Annotated in this window: 18 protein-coding genes; 9 read left to right on the top strand and 9 right to left on the bottom strand. The window is 63.8% G+C overall.

Annotated elements, in window-relative coordinates; translation table 11 throughout:
- Nucleotides 1-5 precede the first annotated feature (5 nt).
- Nucleotides 6-791 (bottom strand): SDR family NAD(P)-dependent oxidoreductase, encoded by a 786-nt coding sequence (locus tag DEVEQU_RS12400; RefSeq protein WP_329601469.1) that lies wholly within the window; start codon nt 789-791, stop codon nt 6-8.
- Nucleotides 792-919: 128 nt separating this feature from the next.
- Nucleotides 920-2,542 carry an ATP-binding response regulator gene (locus tag DEVEQU_RS12395; RefSeq protein ID WP_126150899.1) on the bottom strand — a complete coding sequence of 541 codons (1,623 nt, stop codon included), beginning with the start codon at nt 2,540-2,542 and terminating at the stop codon, nt 920-922.
- 179 nt (nt 2,543-2,721) lie between these two features.
- Between DEVEQU_RS12395 and mscL the strand changes: the two genes are divergently transcribed.
- Both mscL and DEVEQU_RS12385 read left to right on the top strand, forming a co-directional pair.
- Nucleotides 2,722-3,111: a large-conductance mechanosensitive channel protein MscL gene (mscL, locus tag DEVEQU_RS12390; RefSeq protein WP_329601470.1), complete on the top strand. Its 390-nt coding sequence runs from the start codon at nt 2,722-2,724 to the stop codon at nt 3,109-3,111.
- Nucleotides 3,112-3,398: 287 nt separating this feature from the next.
- Nucleotides 3,399-4,034, top strand: coding sequence for a response regulator transcription factor (locus DEVEQU_RS12385; protein WP_126150897.1), 636 nt, complete (start codon nt 3,399-3,401; stop codon nt 4,032-4,034).
- Nucleotides 4,035-4,537: 503 nt separating this feature from the next.
- Here the strand turns inward: DEVEQU_RS12385 and DEVEQU_RS12380 are convergent.
- Nucleotides 4,538-5,452, bottom strand: a complete 915-nt coding sequence (locus DEVEQU_RS12380; RefSeq protein WP_126150896.1) for an SDR family oxidoreductase — start codon at nt 5,450-5,452, stop codon at nt 4,538-4,540.
- Between the two features lie 78 nt (nt 5,453-5,530).
- On the opposite strand from DEVEQU_RS12380, the gene DEVEQU_RS12375 reads away from it, so the two are divergent.
- Complete coding sequence (locus DEVEQU_RS12375; protein WP_126150895.1) at nt 5,531-6,124, top strand: TetR/AcrR family transcriptional regulator; 594 nt, start codon at nt 5,531-5,533, stop codon at nt 6,122-6,124.
- A 95-nt stretch (nt 6,125-6,219) separates the two neighbouring features.
- Complete coding sequence (locus tag DEVEQU_RS12370; RefSeq protein ID WP_126150894.1) at nt 6,220-7,671, top strand: FAD-dependent monooxygenase; 1,452 nt, start codon at nt 6,220-6,222, stop codon at nt 7,669-7,671.
- A 4-nt stretch (nt 7,672-7,675) separates the two neighbouring features.
- Here the strand turns inward: DEVEQU_RS12370 and hemA are convergent, their stop codons facing one another.
- Entirely contained in the window at nt 7,676-8,956 is a 1,281-nt protein-coding gene (gene hemA, locus DEVEQU_RS12365) for a 5-aminolevulinate synthase (protein ID WP_126150906.1), read from the bottom strand.
- Nucleotides 8,957-9,276: 320 nt separating this feature from the next.
- On the opposite strand from hemA, the gene DEVEQU_RS12360 reads away from it, so the two are divergent.
- Nucleotides 9,277-10,599 (top strand): hypothetical protein, encoded by a 1,323-nt coding sequence (locus DEVEQU_RS12360; RefSeq protein WP_126150893.1) that lies wholly within the window; start codon nt 9,277-9,279, stop codon nt 10,597-10,599.
- A 196-nt stretch (nt 10,600-10,795) separates the two neighbouring features.
- Here the strand turns inward: DEVEQU_RS12360 and DEVEQU_RS12355 are convergent, their stop codons facing one another.
- From DEVEQU_RS12355 to DEVEQU_RS12340, 4 genes are all read right to left on the bottom strand, one after another.
- Nucleotides 10,796-11,530 (bottom strand): TlyA family RNA methyltransferase, encoded by a 735-nt coding sequence (locus tag DEVEQU_RS12355; protein WP_126150892.1) that lies wholly within the window; start codon nt 11,528-11,530, stop codon nt 10,796-10,798.
- Nucleotides 11,527-12,123, bottom strand: a complete 597-nt coding sequence (locus DEVEQU_RS12350; protein WP_126150891.1) for an SCO family protein — start codon at nt 12,121-12,123, stop codon at nt 11,527-11,529. Before DEVEQU_RS12350 ends, DEVEQU_RS12355 begins: the two co-directional genes overlap by 4 nt.
- 115 nt (nt 12,124-12,238) lie before the next feature.
- Entirely contained in the window at nt 12,239-12,490 is a 252-nt protein-coding gene (locus DEVEQU_RS12345) for an exodeoxyribonuclease VII small subunit (protein ID WP_126150890.1), read from the bottom strand.
- Nucleotides 12,491-12,516: 26 nt separating this feature from the next.
- Nucleotides 12,517-13,446, bottom strand: coding sequence for a histone deacetylase family protein (locus DEVEQU_RS12340; RefSeq protein ID WP_126150889.1), 930 nt, complete (start codon nt 13,444-13,446; stop codon nt 12,517-12,519).
- 65 nt (nt 13,447-13,511) lie between these two features.
- Between DEVEQU_RS12340 and DEVEQU_RS12335 the strand changes: the two genes are divergently transcribed.
- Nucleotides 13,512-14,450, top strand: coding sequence for an L-threonylcarbamoyladenylate synthase (locus tag DEVEQU_RS12335; RefSeq protein ID WP_126150888.1), 939 nt, complete (start codon nt 13,512-13,514; stop codon nt 14,448-14,450).
- Between the two features lie 31 nt (nt 14,451-14,481).
- Here the strand turns inward: DEVEQU_RS12335 and DEVEQU_RS12330 are convergent, their stop codons facing one another.
- Complete coding sequence (locus tag DEVEQU_RS12330) at nt 14,482-15,447, bottom strand: DnaJ C-terminal domain-containing protein (RefSeq protein ID WP_126150887.1); 966 nt, start codon at nt 15,445-15,447, stop codon at nt 14,482-14,484.
- Nucleotides 15,448-15,559: 112 nt separating this feature from the next.
- Between DEVEQU_RS12330 and pdxH the strand changes: the two genes are divergently transcribed.
- The 3 genes from pdxH (at nt 15,560) to DEVEQU_RS12315 (ending at nt 18,615) form a co-directional block, all read left to right on the top strand.
- Nucleotides 15,560-16,189: a pyridoxamine 5'-phosphate oxidase gene (gene pdxH, locus DEVEQU_RS12325; RefSeq protein WP_329601468.1), complete on the top strand. Its 630-nt coding sequence runs from the start codon at nt 15,560-15,562 to the stop codon at nt 16,187-16,189.
- A gap of 75 nt (nt 16,190-16,264) precedes the next feature.
- Nucleotides 16,265-17,479, top strand: coding sequence for a DUF898 family protein (locus DEVEQU_RS12320; RefSeq protein WP_126150885.1), 1,215 nt, complete (start codon nt 16,265-16,267; stop codon nt 17,477-17,479).
- The gene (locus DEVEQU_RS12315) at nt 17,479-18,615 is read left to right on the top strand and encodes a M48 family metallopeptidase (protein WP_126150884.1); all 1,137 of its coding nucleotides are present in this window, start codon (nt 17,479-17,481) and stop codon (nt 18,613-18,615) included. The genes DEVEQU_RS12320 and DEVEQU_RS12315 overlap by 1 nt, the downstream gene beginning before the upstream one ends.
- Nucleotides 18,616-18,659: the final 44 nt, after the last annotated feature.

The raw sequence follows: 18,659 nt of genomic DNA, 5'->3' as shown, positions 1-18,659 counted from the left end.
CCCCCTCACGTATTCGCCCATCCCGCATCCACCAAAAACTGTTGTCCCGAGATCATGGCGCTGTCATCGGCGGCGAGGAAGAGGGCCATGCGGGCGCAGTCGTCGGGCATGATGTGGCCGGAGAGCGCCTGGTGCGCTTCGATATCGGCCATGTCCTCCGGCTTCAGCCAGAGGTCGAGCTGGCGTTGGGTGACGACCGCGCCGGGGACAAGCGAATTGACGCGGATGCCGGAGCGCCCGAGTTCGCGGGCCATGGAGCGCGTCAGGCCGTGCATTGCGGCCTTGGCGGTTTCGTAGAGCGGCAGCGAGGGCGTCATGATCATCCAGCTGATCGAGCCGAAATTGATCATCGAGCCGCCACCCGCCCGGGCCATCCCCGGCGCCACCGCCTGCATGGCAAAAAAGGCGTGCTTGAGATTGACCGCCATGCGCTGGTCGAAATAGTCCGGCGTCACCTCGGCCCAGTCATGGCGCTGATCGTGTGCGGCATTGTTGATCAGCACGCGCGCATCGCCATGCGCTTCGGCAAAGCCTGAGATCGCCGCCTGATAGGCCGCAATATCGGTGATATCGCAGTCCGCAAAGCGCACGCTCTGGCCCATGGCGACCAGCTCGGCTTCCAGCGCCTTTCCCTCATCGACCGCAATATCGACAAAGCCGACCCGCGCCCCCTGCGCCGCAAAATTGCGCACCAGTGCCGCGCCAATCCCCGAAGCGCCGCCCGAAATGACCACCGCGCGACCCGCGAGACTGGGATAACTGGCAAAGCGCGACATAGCAGCGACATCCATGATTTTGCGTCCACCCCGTGGATAGCGCGGAAATCAGCAGGGTGGCAAGTGCATCTGAGGTACGTACCTCACTTACTCTTGGGACGCTTCTTGAGGAGTTGGAAACGCCACCCAGCCAATCGCAAAAACTAACCCGCCCTTTGCGTCCCCCGGCCGCTCTGGTTGGCAAGGCCGGTTATGGCGGCGCGCAACGCGGCGGGCTTGACCGGTTTGGTGACAACGGCAATGCCGCGGTCCTCAGCCAATGTGCGCACTGCCGGGCTGCGGTCTGCCGTCACCAGTGCCGCCGGCAGATGGCCGCCGAGATTGTGGCGTAGCCACTCGATGGCGTCGAGGCCTGAGGTCTGGTCGAGGTGATAATCCATCAGCACCATGTCGGGATACCAGCCCTCGAGCAGCCGCTCGCGGTCGATCTGCTTCAGCGACAGCGCCGTGCGCACATCGCAGCCCCAATGCTGCAGCAGGCCCTCCATCGCCTCGAGAATGGCGCGCTCATTGTCGACGCAGAGGATCTTGAGATCGAGCATGCCGAAATTCTGCTCCGCCGGCGCCGCCTCGGGCGCGGTCTTGGCCCTGCCGTTGCGCACCACCGGCAAATAGAGCGAAAAGCGCGAGCCATGGCCTTCGCGGCTATCCAGTTCCAGCGTCAGCCCCAGCGCCGTCACCAGGCGCTGCACAATGGACAGCCCCAGCCCCAGCCCCTGTGCCATGCGCGCGCCGCGCTCCAGCCGCGAAAACTCGGCAAAGACCAACCGGTGCTGGTCGCGGTTGAAGCCGATGCCGGTATCGACCACGTCGAGCCGCAGCCGGTTGCCGCGTCGCCGTACCCCCACCAGCACCTTGCCGCCGACCGGGGTATATTTGATGGCATTGGAGACCAGGTTCTGCACGATACGCGCCACCAGATTACGGTCCGCCAGCACCGTGCCTTTGGTCGCCACCATCCGCAGAGTAATCGAGCGCTCCCGCGCCATGGGCGCGAATTCCACCTCGATCTTCTTGAGAAGGTCCTGCGCCGCCACCGGGGCCGGCGCGGGTTTCAGCGCCCCGCTGTCGATGCGGGAAATGTCGAGCAGTGCCGACATGATGTCCTCCACCGCCGTCAGCGACGCCTCGATGGAATTGGCGAGTTCGGCAAAGGCGGTGGATTTGGCCCGCTCGATCAAGGTCGAGGTATAGAGCCGCGCCGCATTGAGTGGCTGCAGCAAATCGTGGCTGGCTGCGGCCAGAAAGCGGGTCTTGTCGTGGTTGGCGGCATCGGCCTTGGCGCGGGCCAGTTCCAGCTCCGTATTGACCTGCCGGAGATCGGCGGTGCGCTCTTCCACGCGGCGCTCGAGGCTCTGGTTGACCCGCTCAAGTTCCATTTCCGCCTGCACGCGCGCCGTCACGTCGCTGAAGCTGATGATCAGCCCGCCATCGGGCAGGCGGCTGGAATAGAATTCCAGCGATTGTCCGGCCGTGCCCATGCGTTGGGTGACTGTGGTGGGCGAGGCGGTAATGGTGTTGATGCGTTCGATGGCCAGCCGCGCGGCGTCGCCCGGGCCGAAATCGCCGCGCTCGGCCATGAACAGGGCAATATCGAACAGCGCCGAGCCCTGCCGCGTCAGGTCGGGCGGCAGCGCCAGCAGCTGATTGTAGCGCTGGTTGGAGGCGGCCAGCCGCAGGCCGGAATCGAACACGGAAATTCCTTGGGGAATATAGTCTATCGCCTCCTTGAGGCTGGCGGTGCGATCGTCGGGCAGAAGCGGCATGTGGGCTGATATCCGCGCCGGAGAAATAGGGTAATGCCCTTATCGTCCCGGCATCATCCCAGTGCAAGGCCGACACATCTCCCATTGCATTTGGGCGAGAGGTCAGGAATTGTTAACCTCCGCCGCCGCGGTCCGCATTGCTTGGTGCGGAAAAGATTACTCAGAGGGCTGCTATGAGCTTGTTTAAGGAATTCCGGGACTTCGCCGTCAAAGGCAATATGATCGACCTCGCCATCGGCGTGATCATCGGGGCGGCCTTTGGGTCTATCGTCTCCTCCATCGTCGACGATATCTTCATGCCGCTCCTCGGGATCATCATCGGCGGCATCGACTTCTCGGGCATCGTGCTCACCGTGGGCGAGGCCAAGGTCAATATCGGCCTGTTCATCAATGCCGTGGTGAAGTTCACCATCATTGCTTTCGTGCTGTTCATGGTGGTCAAGGGCATCAATTCGCTGAAGCGCGATGCCGCCAAGGAGCCGGTAGAAACCACGCCCGCCCCGACCAAGGAAGAAATCCTGCTCACCGAGATTCGCGACGCGCTTCGCGCCAATCCCCCGCGCAGCTAATTCCGCAATCAGAGCCGGCCGTAGTGGCCGGTTCTTTTTTCCTATATATTAGGAATAATATCATTGACATGCGCCAAATATAGGTCATGATGCCTATATATCTTGGCGGTATGTACTTCTACGTACGCAATCCCACTGCGTGGAAGACTGCTTTCACCTAGAGCAAAATACAGTTGCGAGATGCACGGCGGGTTTGTCGCGAAACAAGTAATAAAGTTGAGGTACGTCGGCCACGCGCAATACTGGTCGTTTCCATAAACATTCTGCACCGAGAGAGGTAATGGCATATGGGCGAAAGCAGTTACTATCACGCGTTCCTGAATCGCGATCGGCTGGTTCATCTGGTCGATGCTGATCCGGGCACTTGCGAGGCTTTGAGTGTTTTGTTCCGTCTTGAAGGATTTCAAACCACGTTTTCGCTTGAGGCGGCCCATTTCGTGGCGTCGCTGGAGCGGCGGCGACCGGATGTGGCGGTGATCAATCTCGCCGTCGGAGATGAGAGCGGCCTGTCTCTGCTGCGCCGCATCAAATCCCTGCGCACCGGGGCGCCAGTGGTGATGCTCTCCAACAGCCCCAATCTCGACGCGGCCGTCACCGCCATGAAGCTGGGCGCCAGCGATGTCATCAGCAAGCCCATCGACAGTGAGCATCTGCTTGGGGTTGTGCGCGACGCCTTGCGTCGCGATGTGCATCTGGGTGCCATGCAGGGTGGCTATCGCCCGGTGGAGGTGCGCGGTTTCGCCCAGCTCACCCCGCGCGAGCGCGAAGTGCTGCAATTGATCACCAATGGCCAGTCCAACAAGGAGGCGGGGCGGGAACTAGGCATTTCGCCGCGCACCATCGAGGTCCACCGCGCCCGAGTCATGGAAAAACTCGGCGCCCGCAACACCGCCGACCTCATGCGCATCGTGTTGACTTCGTAGCGTGCCCGCAGGGCGAGCGGCGCCAGTGGCGCCGCGAAAGCGGAGAAGGCCATGAGAGCTACGCTCGAATGGCGAGGTAGCGTCAAGAAATCGCGCCAGTGGCGCGATTTTACCTCACCTCAGGCTCTCTCGCCTCCTCCCCCCTTTGAGGGGAGGGCCGGGGTGGGGGCGTTTAGCAATCCACTGACGGCGACTTGGCGCTTTTAATGGCAGCCCTGCAACCCATCCACCGCACCGCCCTCGGGCTCGACCCGCGGGCCAATCTCCGCGCGCACCAGTGCGTCCATGTGGCTCGCTATAAGGCCCTCGCGTCAAGCCCGAGGCGGCTTGATGCGCGTTGCATCTGTCGCGCCAGAACCCGGCCACTGCCTCCCGCGGGCGTGATGGCCATGCGATGGCTCTCCCCTCATAGCAGATGGGGCCACATCAGCCATAGCGCGCAGCGCCCAATCCAGGACGTCTCCCGACCTGTTCGGCGATGCACGCCCCCAGCACTGCCCCGATCAGCCCGGAAAACGTACCCCCGCCAGGTCCTCCGACGCTGCCCAAAGCGCCGCTGCCATTTTGGTGTCGAGGGCTTGCGGCGGGACGCGCGAGGGGGCCGGATAGCCGCGCACTTCGCTCAGCTGGTTCGGGCCGTAATAGCCGCCGGGCTGCGCCTCTGGCGCAGTGGCGGCGTAGAGTGTCGGCAGGGCACCTTGCCAGGCCGGCTGGAACAGGAAGCCGAGCCAGGTTCGGCCCCAACCGAGCAGGCTCGATCGACCCGCGCCATTATGCACCAGATCCGTCCGCGCCACGCCAGGATGGGCGGCCATGCTGGCAATGCCCCAGCTGCCGGCTTCGATGCGCCGTTGCAGCTCGAAGGCAAACATCAGGCAGGCAAGCTTGGATTGGCTATAGGCTTTCATGGGCACGTAGTCGTTGCATTGCAGGTCGTCCAGATCGATTTGTCCCTGGCGCGCCGCGATGCTCGACAGCGAGATTACCCGCGCGCCCGAACTGTTTCGCAACAGCGGCAGCAAATGCGCCGTCAGCGCGAAATGACCGAGATAATTGGTGCCGAATTGCAGCTCGAAGCCATCGGCGGTTTCCTGCCGCTTGGGCGGCACCATGACCCCGGCATTGTTGATCAGGAGATCGATGTGGTCGTGCCGCTGGCCGATCCGTTCGGCGAACGCGGCCACCGACTGCAGGCTGGCCAGGTCGACCTGCTCGAACCGCACCCTTGCGCCGGGCACGGCACTGTTCACAGCCGAAACCGCCTCGGCACCCTTGCCGGGATTGCGCCCGGCCACGATCACCTCAGCGCCGGCCCGCGCCAGGGCCAGGCTGGTCTCATAGCCAAGCCCGCCTGTGCCCGTGACAATGGCCAGACGGCCGTTTTGCGGGGGGATTTCCGAAGCCGTCCATTTTGTCATAGAAGTGATCCTGCGTCGAATTTGCACTCAGTGCATTTTTATATTGCACTCAGTGCAAAATTATCAAGGGGCAAAGTCATGGATACCGCGGAAACTGCCGGGCTGCGCCAGCGCAAGCGGCAGGACACGATGGATCGGATTACCCGGGCCGGGCTGAAACTGTTCGGCAGCAGCAGTTATGAGGCCACGACCATAGACGATATCGCCGCCGAAGCCGGCATCTCGCGCCGCACCTTCTTTCACTATTTCAAGTCCAAGGACGATATTTTGGTGTCGCTGCAAAGCGGCCTGGGCCGGCAACTGGCTGCAGCCATCGCAGATAAGGCGACCGGCCTCCGTCCGCTCGATGCCGTTCGCGCCGCCACTCTAAGTCTGGTTTCGGCCCATCCGCGTGATGAACTGGTGCATCTCGACCGTCTGATGCGCGCCAGCGAAACCATGCAGGCCCGCAAGCGCGCCAATTACATCATCGAGGAATGGGAATTGTTCGACGCGTTGCGCGACCTCTGGCCGGGCGAAACCGAGACCCGCCTGCGCGCCCTGGCCATGCTGGCCATCGGCGGCGCGCGCCTCTCGCTCGATGCCTGGACCCGCGCCGACCATGCCGGCCGCGCCGAGGACTATATCAACGGCATGTTCGACGCCATCGAGGCGGTCGCCGCGGCGGATTGATCTCCACCCATACTCACATGTAGCGCACAAGGGCCTTGCTTCAAGCCCCATCCCTTCTTCTACAACAAGGGCCCCATCGCATACGGAGGCTCTTCATGATCGACCATCCAGTCATTATCGCCGGCGCCGGCCCCACCGGGCTGGTGCTCGCCGCCGAACTGCGCCTTGCCGGTCTCTCCCCGCTGGTCATCGAAAAGCGCGCTTCCCGCGAGCGCATCCAACCCGGCGCCCTCGGCCTGCATGCCCGCAGCATCGAAATCCTCGATCAGCGTGGCCTGGCCGAACGCTTTCTGGCCGCCGGTACACCCATGCAGGTCATCGGCTTTGCTGGTGTCCGTCTCGATATCAGCGCCTGTCCCACCCGCCATCCCTATGGTCTGTCTCTGCCGCAAAAGCACACTGAACGCCTCCTCGGCGACTGGGCAGACGCGCTGGCTGTGACCATGCTGCGCGGCGTCGAAATCACCGGCCTGGCTCAGGACGACACCGGGGTCACCGTCACGCTCAGCGATGGCACCAGTCTGCGCGCCGCCTATCTCGTCGGCTGCGATGGCGGCCGCAGCCTCGTCCGCAAACAGGCCGGCATCGGTTTCCCCGGCTCCGATCCGACCATCAGCCACCTGCTGGCCGAAGCCGACCTGACGGGTGAACCAAAGCTCGGCCTTTTCACCGACGCCATCGGCACCCACGCCATCAGCAAAACCGAGACCGGCAAGTTCGCCATCATGGTCACCGAAGTCGGCATCGGCACCGGTCCCGTCACCATCGACACGCTGCGTGCCGCACTCAGCGACCATTACGGCACCGACTATGGCGTCGATAATCCCAGTTACATCACCCGCTTCACTGACATGACCCGCCAGGCAGAAACCTATCGCCGGGGCCGGGTGCTGCTGGCGGGGGATGCCGCCCATATCCACTATCCTGCCGGCGGCTTCGGCATGGGCATCGGCATCGAGGATGCGGTCAATCTCGGCTGGAAGCTGGCGCTGGTCGCCAATAATCGTGCACCCGAAACCCTGCTCGACACCTATCACGCTGAACGCCATCCGGCGGCGGCAAAGCTTCTGCGCTACACCATGGCAAGCGTCGCCTTGGCCCGCACCGACGAGCGGTCCAAGGCCGTCGCGGGTGTTCTCGGCGATCTGCTCCGCCTCGACGAGCCGGCCCGCCACATTGCCGGCGACATGTCTGGCCTCGCCACCCGCTACGATCTCGGCGAGGGTCATCCGCTGCTCGGCCGTCGCATGCCCGATCGCGATCTTCTCACCGCCAAAGGTCCCACGCGCATCGCCGCACTGCTGCGCGATGCAAAGCCACTATTGCTCGATTTTTCGGGGAAGACGCCGCTCGATCCGGGTCCCTGGGCCACGCGACTCACCACGCTGACCGTGCAGACGGAGGGCGACTGGCTGCTGCCGGTCATTGGCGCCGTGCCCGCGCCGAAGTCCGTGTTCATTCGGCCCGATGGTCATGTCGCCTGGGTCGGGCAGGGCGATGATGCGGGACTGGCCGAGGCCCTCGCCAGATGGCTCGGCCCGGCCTGAATTTTTAGCCGCCCAGGCTTGGCAGCGTCAGGTCGCCCGAGGTCAGCTTGCTCGCGGTAATGGCGGCATCGGCCTTTTCGCGCGGCAGTTCCAACGCCGTCCACACGCTGACCAGAGCGTGGCGAAGCTCGAAGATCATCTCGTCGGTATGCAGTGGCGTCGGGGTAATGCGCAGCCGTTCCGTCCCCTTGGGCACGGTGGGATAGTTGATCGGCTGGATATAGATATTGTGCTTTTCCAGCAGCATGTCGCTGGCAGCCTTCACCGCCCGCGCGTCGCCGACAATCAGCGGCACGATATGGGTCGATGTCTCCATGACAGGCAGGCCCGCATCGGCGAGGATCGCCTTGGTCAGCCGCGCCTGGCGCTGGTGCATCATGCGCTCATGACCATTGCCCTTGAGGTGCTCGATCGAGGCGCGCGCCGCCGCACAGAGCGCCGGGGGCAGGGCGGTGGTGAAGATGAACTCTGGCGCATAGGAGCGCACCGCATCGATGATGGCCTTGTTGGCGGCGATATATCCGCCCATCACGCCAAAGCCCTTGGCCAGCGTGCCTTCGATGATATCGATCCGCTCCATCAGCCCGTCGCGATCGGCAATGCCGCCGCCGCGCGGACCATACATGCCCACGGCATGGACCTCGTCGATATAGGTCAGCGCCCCGAATTCTTCGGCCAGGTCGCAGATTTCCTTGATCGGGGCGATGTCGCCATCCATCGAATAGACCGACTCGAAGCAGATCAGCTTGGGCCGCTTGCGGTCCACCTGGCTCAACAACTCGCGCAGATGCGCCACGTCATTGTGCCGGAAGATCTTCTTTTCCATGCCAGACTGGCGCACGCCCTGGATCATCGAGGCGTGGTTGAGCTGATCGGAAAGGATGATGCAATTGGGCAGCAGCCGCGCAATGGTGGAGATGCCGGCCTCGTTGGACACAAAGCCCGAGGTAAAGACCAGCGCGCCTTCCTTGCGGTGCAGATCGGCGAGCGAGCGCTCGAGCTCGACCAGCGGGCGGTTGGTGCCCGAAATATTGCGGGTGCCGCCGGCGCCGACGCCCATTGCGCCGGCCGTGTCCTGCATCGCCTTCACGACCTTTTCGTGCTGACCCATGCCCAGATAGTCATTGGAGCACCAGATGGTGATTTCGCGGGCATTGTCGGCATCGTCGCGATAGATGGCCTTGGGAAAGCGGCCGGCAACGCGCTCCAGGTCGGCAAATACGCGATAGCGCTTCTCCGTCCGCAGCGTGTCCACTGCATCTTCGAATATGCCGCGATAATCCATGGAGACTTCCTTCAACACCGTGGCTGGGGTGAGGGGCATTCCAGCCTGGATGCACTGTACTTAGAACGGACGCGCCTGCATTGACATAGGTCAATTCGACGCGCGAAGCGGCTGAAAGCCTTGATAGCCAAGACTCCTGCGCTTTCACTTGAGAGCTATTCTAATGTAGCCGGAGCCATCTGCCAATGCCGCAAACGGGTTTCGCCGCCCGGCATTCCCCCCAAACAAGGGTTAACCGGCCTGTGCATATGCTGTTGATAGTCGGTGCGGACTGCGCTTAGATCGCATCGCGGTGTTTGGGTATCTGAGGGGGTACCGGGATGAAGAGTTTCTCGTCGTCGAGTTTCGCCGGACAAGCCGATGCGCTGGCCTTGGCGCGCATGGCCGTCGCCAAAAATCCCCAGGCCCTGTTCACCGATTTCCAGTGGTTCCTCTATGAGGGCCGCGACACGGTGTTCTTCACCGCCTTCTCCACCCAGACCTATGACCTGGATGTGCTGGGCAATATGGTGGCCGAAATGGTCGCCCTGGCGCCGCAGCTCACCCATGGTTTTGTCGGCGCGCAGCCCGGCCAGCCTTTTCCAAAACATCTGCTCGATGCCATCACCTCGGTCGACTATGTCGACGAACTCGACGGCTATCCCGACAAGTGGCTGAGCAAGTCCAGCGACATTTTCGCCCATAAGGACTTGCCTCTGTTCCGCGTCATGGCCGCGGTGCGTCGTGGCGGGCCCGATGCTCAGGGCAGGGCCTCGGTCATCCAGGTGCGCTCCAGTCACGCTTTGCTCGAGGGCTCCGACTCGGCACTATTGACCCGCTCCCAGCTCGCCTCTCATGGCGTCCAGTCCGACAAGGCCAACAAGCTCCCCTGGGGCGACCGGATGAAGAGCGCCCTGCGCGGCGGCATGACCGCGCTCATCTACCTGGCCATCGCCAATGTGATGGCGCCCAAGGAACAGCCCTGGGGCTTCAAGACGCTGGCGCTGGAGCGTGACCGGCTGCGCAAGCTGGCCAACAAGCTCGGCGTGCGCCAGCGCTCGCTGATGTTCGCGCTGGTCACCCATGCCCTCAATGGCGAGGGCGCTGAAAAATACATGAGCAAGAAGGTGATCGGCGCCGCCTACACCATGCTCGATACCAAGCGCAACAATACCGACGACGACTTCTTCCGCGTCCGCGCGCTCGAAGCCAAGTTCAAGGTGATGGACGATTTCGTCGCTTATGTCCGCTGCGTCGACGACACCGTTGCCGGCATCGAACAGAAGGACATTACCTCCTTCCAGGTGGTCATCAATTCGATGTTCAAGGCGCTGCGCGCCGTCAATCGCGTGCTGCCCTTCCTGCCCAATCGCCGCTTCTGGCGCTTCAATGGCGGCATGCACATCGTGCTGACCCTGGTGCCGCCGCACCGCACCTATGGGCCGCTGACCCACGGCATGATCGAGCCGATCTATTGCGGTGCCTGGCACACAGAGGTCAACATCTGCACCTTCTGCCCGGGCCGCGACTACGTCACGCTCAACTTCTCCATGGAACAGCGCCATCTTGCCAATGTCGACAAGATCACCGCCCTCCTCAACGAAATCGAACGCCGCGACGTCTCCCCCCACACCATGAAACCAGCCGTCGAAAAGCTCTACTGAGCAAGTCTAGCGCTGGGAGCTTCAGCATTTTCAGGCCTTGGCACTATCTTTCCCGAGCCACGATGTGGCTCCTCCCCCCTTCTTCAGGGGAGGTTGGAAGGGGGGGCAGCGCGCTCAGGCTGGTGAGCAGCAGCACCGCGTCAAAGAAGAAGCATGAATCCGGTTCCAGCAAAATCTGAACGGCCGAACTCGCCAACTACCCCCGCGAAAACACCAGCACGGTTTCCTGATTGCCGTCGCCGCCGGTGATAGGGGAGGGCAGGGTGTGGTGTAACTGGAAGCCGGCTGCTTCCACGAAGCGCACCACCTCGGCGAGGGCTCGTGCGCTGGCCTCGGCATCGGTCACGATGCCGCCTTTGCCTACGAAATCCCGGCCCACCTCGAATTGCGGTTTGAACAGGATCACCGCCTCGGCCTTCGGGCCACAGAGGCGCAGCGGCTGCTCGAGGACCTTGGTTATCGACACGAAGCTGATGTCACAGACCAGGAGGTCGATGGGACCGCTGGCGGTTTCCGCGCCGAGGTCGCGGGCATTGGTGCCCTCGAGGCTGACCACGCGGGCGTCGCCGCGCAGCTTTTCATGCAATTGCTCATGCCCGACATCGACCGCATAGATTTTTGCTGCGCCGCGCTCCAGCAGCACTTGCGTGAAGCCGCCGGTCGACGAGCCGACATCGAGACAGGTCTTGCCGCTGGCATCGATCCGTCCGGCGTCGAGACCGGCGATCAGCTTCAGCGCCGCGCGCGACACATAGCCCGCTGCGGGGTCGTCCAGCACCAGCACATCGTCGTCGCCGACCATCTGGTTGGGCTTTCTGGCCGGGGCGCCATTGACGCTCACCGTGCCGCGCAGAATGGCGTCGCGCGCCCGGGCGCGACTGGGCATCAGCCCGCGCTGTTCCAGCGCCAGGTCAAGCCTTATGCGGCTCACCCCTTGACCAGCTTTTCGATCTTGGCCAGCGCTGTATCGCTGGCTTCTTCATAAGCGATGGTGCCCTGGAAACTGCCATCGGCCCGGATCAGGAAGGTGAGGGCCGTGTGGTTGACGAGGTAAAATTCGCTGTCCACGTCGCCGGCCTTTTCCGAGAACACGCCGAAGGCGGCCTTGGCCCTTTCGGTTTCCTCCGGCGTGCCCACGAGCCCGATGACGCTGGGATCGAACCCCTCGACATAGGATTTGACCATCTCGGCTGTGTCGCGTTCGGGGTCGACGGTAACGAAAATGATGCGCAACTGCTCCGGTGTCAGTCCCAGCTGCGCCCGCCAGGCCGTGGTTTCGGCCAGCGTGGTGGGGCACACATCGGGACAGAACGTATAGCCGAAAAAGATCAGGCTCGGCGTGCCGCGCAGATCGTCCTGGGTGAAGCTGCCGCCCTTGGTCGAGGCCAGCGCGAATGCCTGGCCGTTGAGGCCCAATGGCCGCTGTGGCGGCTTGAACACATAAAGCGCTGTCGCGCCGATGGCCGCCACGGCCACCAGCACCCAGAGCACGATCCGGAAATTGCGCAGCGCTTTGTTCGTCATGCTGGTTCGGCCTTCATCAGGAGCGCGCCCACTCGCCAGTGCTGCGGCGCGGCGTCGTCACCCCCAGATGCCAAGCACCCGGTGACAAGGCAACAGGCACTTTGCCGCGTCTGGTCTAGTTGGCGTCGAGCGGCTCGGTGCCCACGGCCTTGCCATCGCGGCTCAGGGTGATTTTCTCGATCCGCGCCTCGGCGGTGCGCAGCAGTGTCTCGCAATGGGCCTTGAGCGCTTCGCCCCGCTCATAGATGGCGATCGATTCGGCCAGCGGCGCGCGACCGCTTTCGAGCTTGGCGACGATCTGCTCCAGCTGCTCCAGTGCTGCCTCGAAGCTCAGCGTCTTCACATCGTCATGCGTGGTTTCGGCCATGGTCTCGTTGCTCGTTCAGAATGCGTTCATAGTCCGGTCATCAACGTCGCCACGTGGTGGCTGGCGCCGTTGGCCAGGCCCCCGAGGTCATAGCCACCTTCGAGCAGGGAGACAATGCGGTTGGAGCAGCGCCGCTCCGCCACCTCCATCAACTTTGCCGTGACCCAGGCAAAATCTTCGCCGGTCCAGTTGAGATCGGCCAGCGGATCGCCGCGATGCGCATCGAAGCCGGCGGAGATGAAGAGCAGGTCGGGCGCGAAATTGTCAAGCGCCGGCAATATCTTGGCGAGATAAGCCTCGCGCATCGCCGCCCCGCCGCTCCCCGCATGCAGCGCGCAGTTGACGATATTGCCCACGCCGGTCTCGCTGGGATCACCGGTGCCTGGAAACAGCGGCATTTCATGGCTCGAGGCATAAAAGACGCTGGGATCGTCCTTGAAGATATCCTGCGTGCCATTGCCGTGGTGCACGTCGAAATCGACGATCGCCACCCGCTCCGCCCCATATTTCCGCTGCGCCTCCCGTGCCGCGATAGCAATGGTATTGATCAGGCAAAACCCCATGGCTGTTGAGATTTCTGCGTGATGTCCCGGTGGACGAATGGCGCAAAAGGCATTGTTGACCTCCCCTAGCACCACTGCATCGAGCGCCGCCAGTGCCCCGCCGAGCCCGGTCGCCGCCACGTCCAGCGATTTGTCGGAAATGAAGGTGTCCGGGTCGAGTTGCCCTATGCCCTCCGCCGGGCGGGCATGGCGCAATTGTCCAAGATAATCAGCGTCATGCACCAGTTCGGCCAGCATCAGGTCGCCGAATGGCGCATCGCGGCGGATCAGCCCATTGAAACGCGGTTCGGCCAGTGCCGCCTCCACCGCGACGATGCGCTCGGCGCGTTCGGCATGACCATTGGGCGTACGGTGGTCGGCAAAATTGGGCTGGCTGATGAGAAGCGTGGTCACGGCGGGCCTGCGAGTGCATCTCTATGTGTCTTGACGCGCCGCGGTGGCATTGTCAAACAGCCCCCATGATCGCTCCCGCCGCCCTCTCCGTCGAAGACGCAGCCCAATTGCTGCGCAATGGCCAGCTCTGCGCCTTTCCCACCGAGACCGTCTACGGCCTGGGCGCCGACGCCACCAATGCCGATGCGGTGCTGTCGATCTACGAAACCAAGGGCAGGCCGCGCTTCAATCCGCTGATCATCCACTGCGCCGACCTGGCCATGGCCGAGACGCTTGCGGTGTTCTCCCCCTTGGCGCGCCGTCTGGCCGAGACATTCTGGCCGGGTCCGCTGAGCCTGGTCCTGCCAATGCAGCCGGGCAATGGCCTTGCCGATGTGGCCACGGCCGGTCTCAATACCGTTGCCCTGCGCGTGCCCGATCATCCACTGGCTCAGGCGCTGCTGCGCGCCGCCGCCCTGCCGCTGGCCGCGCCTTCCGCCAACCCCTCGGGAAAACTTTCACCCACCACGGCCCAACAGGTGTGGCGCGGCTTTGCCGGCAAGGTGCCGGTGCTCGATGGTGGGCCCTGCACCGCCGGGGTAGAATCGACGATTGTTGCGGTCGATGGCGAGCGGCTGATCCAGCTCCGGGCCGGCGCCCTGGCGCGCGAGGAGATCGAAGCCGCTCTCGGCATGCCCGTGGAGCAGGCCGTTGAAGGCGCAGCCATTTCCGCGCCCGGCATGCTGCTCAGCCACTATGCGCCCGAGGCCGGCATTCGCCTCAATGCAGCGCCGCGCCCCGGCGAGGCTTTTCTCGCCTTCGGCGCCGCAGCCGCCTTCGACGGGCCCACGCTCAATCTGTCGCCGAGCGGCGATCTGCGCGAAGCGGCACGGAATCTTTTCTCGATGCTGCATGAACTCGATGCATCAGGCGCGACAACCATCGCGGTCGCACCGATCCCGCAAGCGGGTCTCGGCGAAGCCATCAATGATCGCCTGAGCCGCGCCGCCGCGCCCCGGACCTGAGTGTCGCGCCTCGAAAGGCGCGAGACCCATTCTAGTCCCTCACCGAATAGGGCTTCTGATCCCGCATGAAGCGGGCGAGGGCCTCGAGATCGGGGTCGCCGCCCGGTGGCAGCACCACGCGAACATTGACGTAGAGATCGCCATCGCCGTAGAGCCCCTTGCCCTTGAGACGTAGGGCCTTGGAGGTGTCCACCCCTGGCGGCAGGTTCAACTCCACCGAACCATCCAGCGTCGGCACCCGCACTTTGGCGCCCAGCACCGCCTCATAAAGCGTCACCGGCACATCGGTGCGGATATCCTTGCCATCGCGGCGGAAGGTCTTGGATTTCTCGAAGCGAACGGTCACCAGCGCGTCGCCGGGTTCCCCGCCATAGGGGCTGGGCGAGCCCTGGCCCTTGAGCCGGATCTGCTGGCCTTCTTCCACCTTTTCCGGCAGCTTCACCGACAGCACTTTGCCCGAGGGCATGCGCACCGGCACCGAGGCTGCCTTATGCGCATCCTCGAAGGAAATCGTGGCGTTGACGACGATATCCTCGCCCTTGCCCGAGCGGGCGCCTGCTCCAGCGCCGCCAGCGGTCGCGCCGGCAAACGGGTCCCACTGCGCGCCTCCGGCCGAGGAGGTCCTGCCGCCGCCGCGTGGTTGGCCGCCAAAGCCGCTCATGAACTCCTTGAGGATGTCCTCGGCTGAAAAGCCGCCGGCACCCGCCCCGGGGCGTGCGCCGCGATTGGTACCGCCACCGCCGAAACCGCCATTGCCGAAGCCGGCAAAGCGTGGATTGCCGTCGGCGTCGATTTCCCCGCGGTCGAACTGAGCCCGCTTCTCGGTGTTGCTCAAAAGGTCATAGGCATGGGTCGCCTCGGCAAACTTGTTGTGTGCCGAAGGATCGTCCGGGTTCTGGTCGGGGTGATATTTCTTGGCCAGCTTGCGGTAGGCAGACTTGATGTCCTTTTCGCTCGCTGCCCGCGACACCCCAAGCACGGTATAAGGATCGCGCATTTGGTCCTATCTTCTGGGTTGGGCGTTGCTTGCCCGACATTTCGAGTTCTATATGGCCACGCCCCCCGCCCTTGTCCAGTTTTGCAGGGGCTCAAGCGCAGGAATAATGACGATGCTGCAGACCCTCACCGAACGCCTGTTCGACGATGGTGACCGTTCGGACCTCGACCCTTTTGCCGTATTCGAGGAATGGTTCGCCCTGGCGCAGGAGAGTGAGCCCAACGATCCCCATGCCATGGCGCTGGCCAGCGCCGATGCCTCCGGCCTGCCCGATGTGCGCATGGTGCTGCTCAATCGGCGGGACGAGCGCGGCTTCTGCTTTTTCACCAATTTCGAGAGCGACAAGGGCCGGCAATTGCTCGCCAATCCGCAGGCCGCCATGGTCATGCACTGGAAGTCGCTGCGCCGCCAGGTGCGCATGCGCGGGCCGGTGGAAGTGGTCTCCGAGGCCGATGCCGACGCCTATTTCGCCTCCCGCCCCAAGGGCAGCCGCATCGCCTCGACCGTGTCGCAGCAATCGCGGCCGCTGGCGAACCGCACCCAGATGCTGGCCGAGGTCGATGCCCTGACCCGCAGCATCGGCGATGCCGAGCCGGTGCGCCCGGCGCGCTGGTCCGGATTCCGCCTCGTGCCGCTCAGCCTCGAATTCTGGAAGGACGGCGAATATCGGCTGCATGATCGGGTGCGCTTTACCCGCGCTCAAGCCGACGCCCCGTGGAGCAGCGCGCGGCTTTACCCCTGATTTGGGCTTGCCGGCGCGGTCGGTGCCGCTCCATTCTCTCGCCTGGATGTGATCCAATCTGCCGCTGGAGACCAGATGCCAACGACCGAGCCGATCACCAAATCCGTGGACTTCACCGGCCGCCGGCTCGATCTGGCCTTCATGCTGTTGCGTGGTTATGCCCTCATGGTCCCCACCATCGGGCTCAACCGCTTCTGGCTGACCACCAGCAAGCGCCGCTTCTATTGGGGCCATACGGCGCTGGGCGGCGACGCGCTCGAATATACCGGTAACGCCCAGCAATTGCTGGTTGGCTTCCTCATGGCGCTGGCGGTGTTCCTGCCGCTCTATGGATTGTTTTTCTTCCTTTCCACCCAGTCGATGGAATTGGCGATCACCGGCTATGGCTGCGTCGCGGTCGGCATCTGGTTTCTAACCGGCTACGCCGTCTATCGCGCCCGCGACTTCCGCCTGTCGCGCACCCTCTGGCGCGGCATCCGTTTCGATCTCACCGGCAATCCCTGGGGCTATGGGGCCAGGCGCTTCTTCTGGTCTTTGCTCAATGTGGCGACGCTCGGCCTCGCCTATCCCTTCATGAGCGCCAATCTCTGGGCCTATCGCTATCGCCACACCTGGTTCGGTGATCGCGCCTTCAGCTTCGTGGGCTCCTGGAAACGCCTGGCCTTTCCCTATTACGGCGCCTGGCTCATCGGGGCAGGGCTGGTGGTCTACGGGATTGTCATCGCCGAACAGGGCAGGCTGTTCGAGCCGCTCGAAAACTATGATCCCGATCCCGGCGCCATCGGCCAGTTACTGATCCTCGGCCTTATTCTCGGCATCCTCATCACGATTTATCGCGCCGCGGAAATGACGCGGATGTTCTCTGCCATCCGCCTGGGCGATGCCGCCCTGACCGTGCGCATCGGGGCATTCGATCTCATTGGGCAATATGCGCTCTTCGGCCTGGCTCTCATCGTCGCCTATCTGCTGCTCGCCGCTGGCGGCGCTTTCGTGCTGGGCCTTGTCGCACCGGACGCTTTTGCCGGTGGCGGTTTCGATTTCAGCGCTTTGATGCGGTCGATGCAGTCCAGCGTTACCACGCTGCTCGCCATCGTTTTGGGCTATCTGCTGCTCTTTGCCGCTTTCTCTTTTGTCAGCGAACTGTTTCTCGGCTTCGGTTTCTGGCGCCTGGTCTGCAAGCGGGCCAGCGTAAACGGGCTTGAGACGCTCGCCGATATCCGCGCCCGCGCCGAGGACAAGGCCTTGGCCGGCGAAGGCCTCGCCGATGCCCTCAATGTGGGGGGATATTGATGTCCATTTCCGCCCGCTATTACGATGGCCTCGTCGCCACCTCCCATCAGGTCAACCTGTTCTACGAGCGGCTCGGCACGACTGGCGCGCTGGTGCTGCGTGAGCCGCAGTCAAACGCCGAGCTGACACGCTGGCCCGCGCAAACCCTCCAGGTCATCCCGGGGCGCAGTGGCGAATTGCGGCTGGGGGCGGTGGGCCTGCCCGATGGCGCGCGCGTGGTGGTCTCTGGTGAAACCGATATTGCGCGCATCCGCGCCACCCTGCCCATGCTCGAAGAGCGCCAGCGGCGTGAAAGCGGCCGGCAGGTGCGCCTTGCCGCCCTGTCCACCCTGGCGCTGGCGGCGGTTATTCTCGCCTATGCCTTTGGCGTGCCGCTTTTGGCCAGCCGCATCGTCGCCATCGTGCCGCCCGGCTGGGAAGAGGGGATCGGCGCCACCGTCGCCGGCCAGGTGGAAGCCAGTATTGGCGGCGACGCCGGCCTGCCGCTCTGCGATCCCAATCCACAAAGCCCGGCCAACCGCGCTATTGCCCGTTTTGCCGATCGGGTGATTGCCGAGGTCGGGTCGCCCTTCACGCTCGATGTGCGCGTCGTTCGCTCCGACGTCCCCAATGCCTTTGCTCTGCCGGGTGGCCGCATCTATTTCTTCTCTGCCCTGCTCAATGCCGCTCGCACGCCCGACGAATTTGCCGGCGTGCTGGCCCACGAAATCGGCCACGTCGCCCACCGCCACGGCATGGAGCAATTGATTTCCACCGCCGGCACCGGCGCCCTGATCGGTTTCATCCTCGGCGACATGACCGGCATTTCGGTGGCCGCGGGCCTGGGCTCCACCATCATCGATGCCCGCTTCTCCCGCGAGGCCGAGCGCGAGGCCGACCGCTTCGCTGCCACGGTCGCCCAGCGGCTCGATTTCGACCCGGCGGCGCTGGCGCGTCTTATCGGCCGCGTGGGGCAGGACAATGATTTCAGCCGCGCCCTGGCGCTGCTCAGTACCCATCCGCTGACCGACGATCGCCGCCTGGCGCTCGAGGATCTGGGGCGCGAGCGGCCGAGCGGGCTCGAGCCGGCCTTCACCAATGCCGAGTGGAACGCCATTCGCGACATGTGCAAGCCTGAGACGCTCAAGGCGAAATGAGCCCATCTTCAAGCAAAGGAAACACCTTCGCTTTACCCTGCCTG

The organism is Devosia equisanguinis (assembly GCF_900631955.1).
Lineage (GTDB): Bacteria > Pseudomonadota > Alphaproteobacteria > Rhizobiales > Devosiaceae > Devosia > Devosia equisanguinis.
This window is presented reverse-complemented; position numbering and strand designations above follow the sequence as displayed.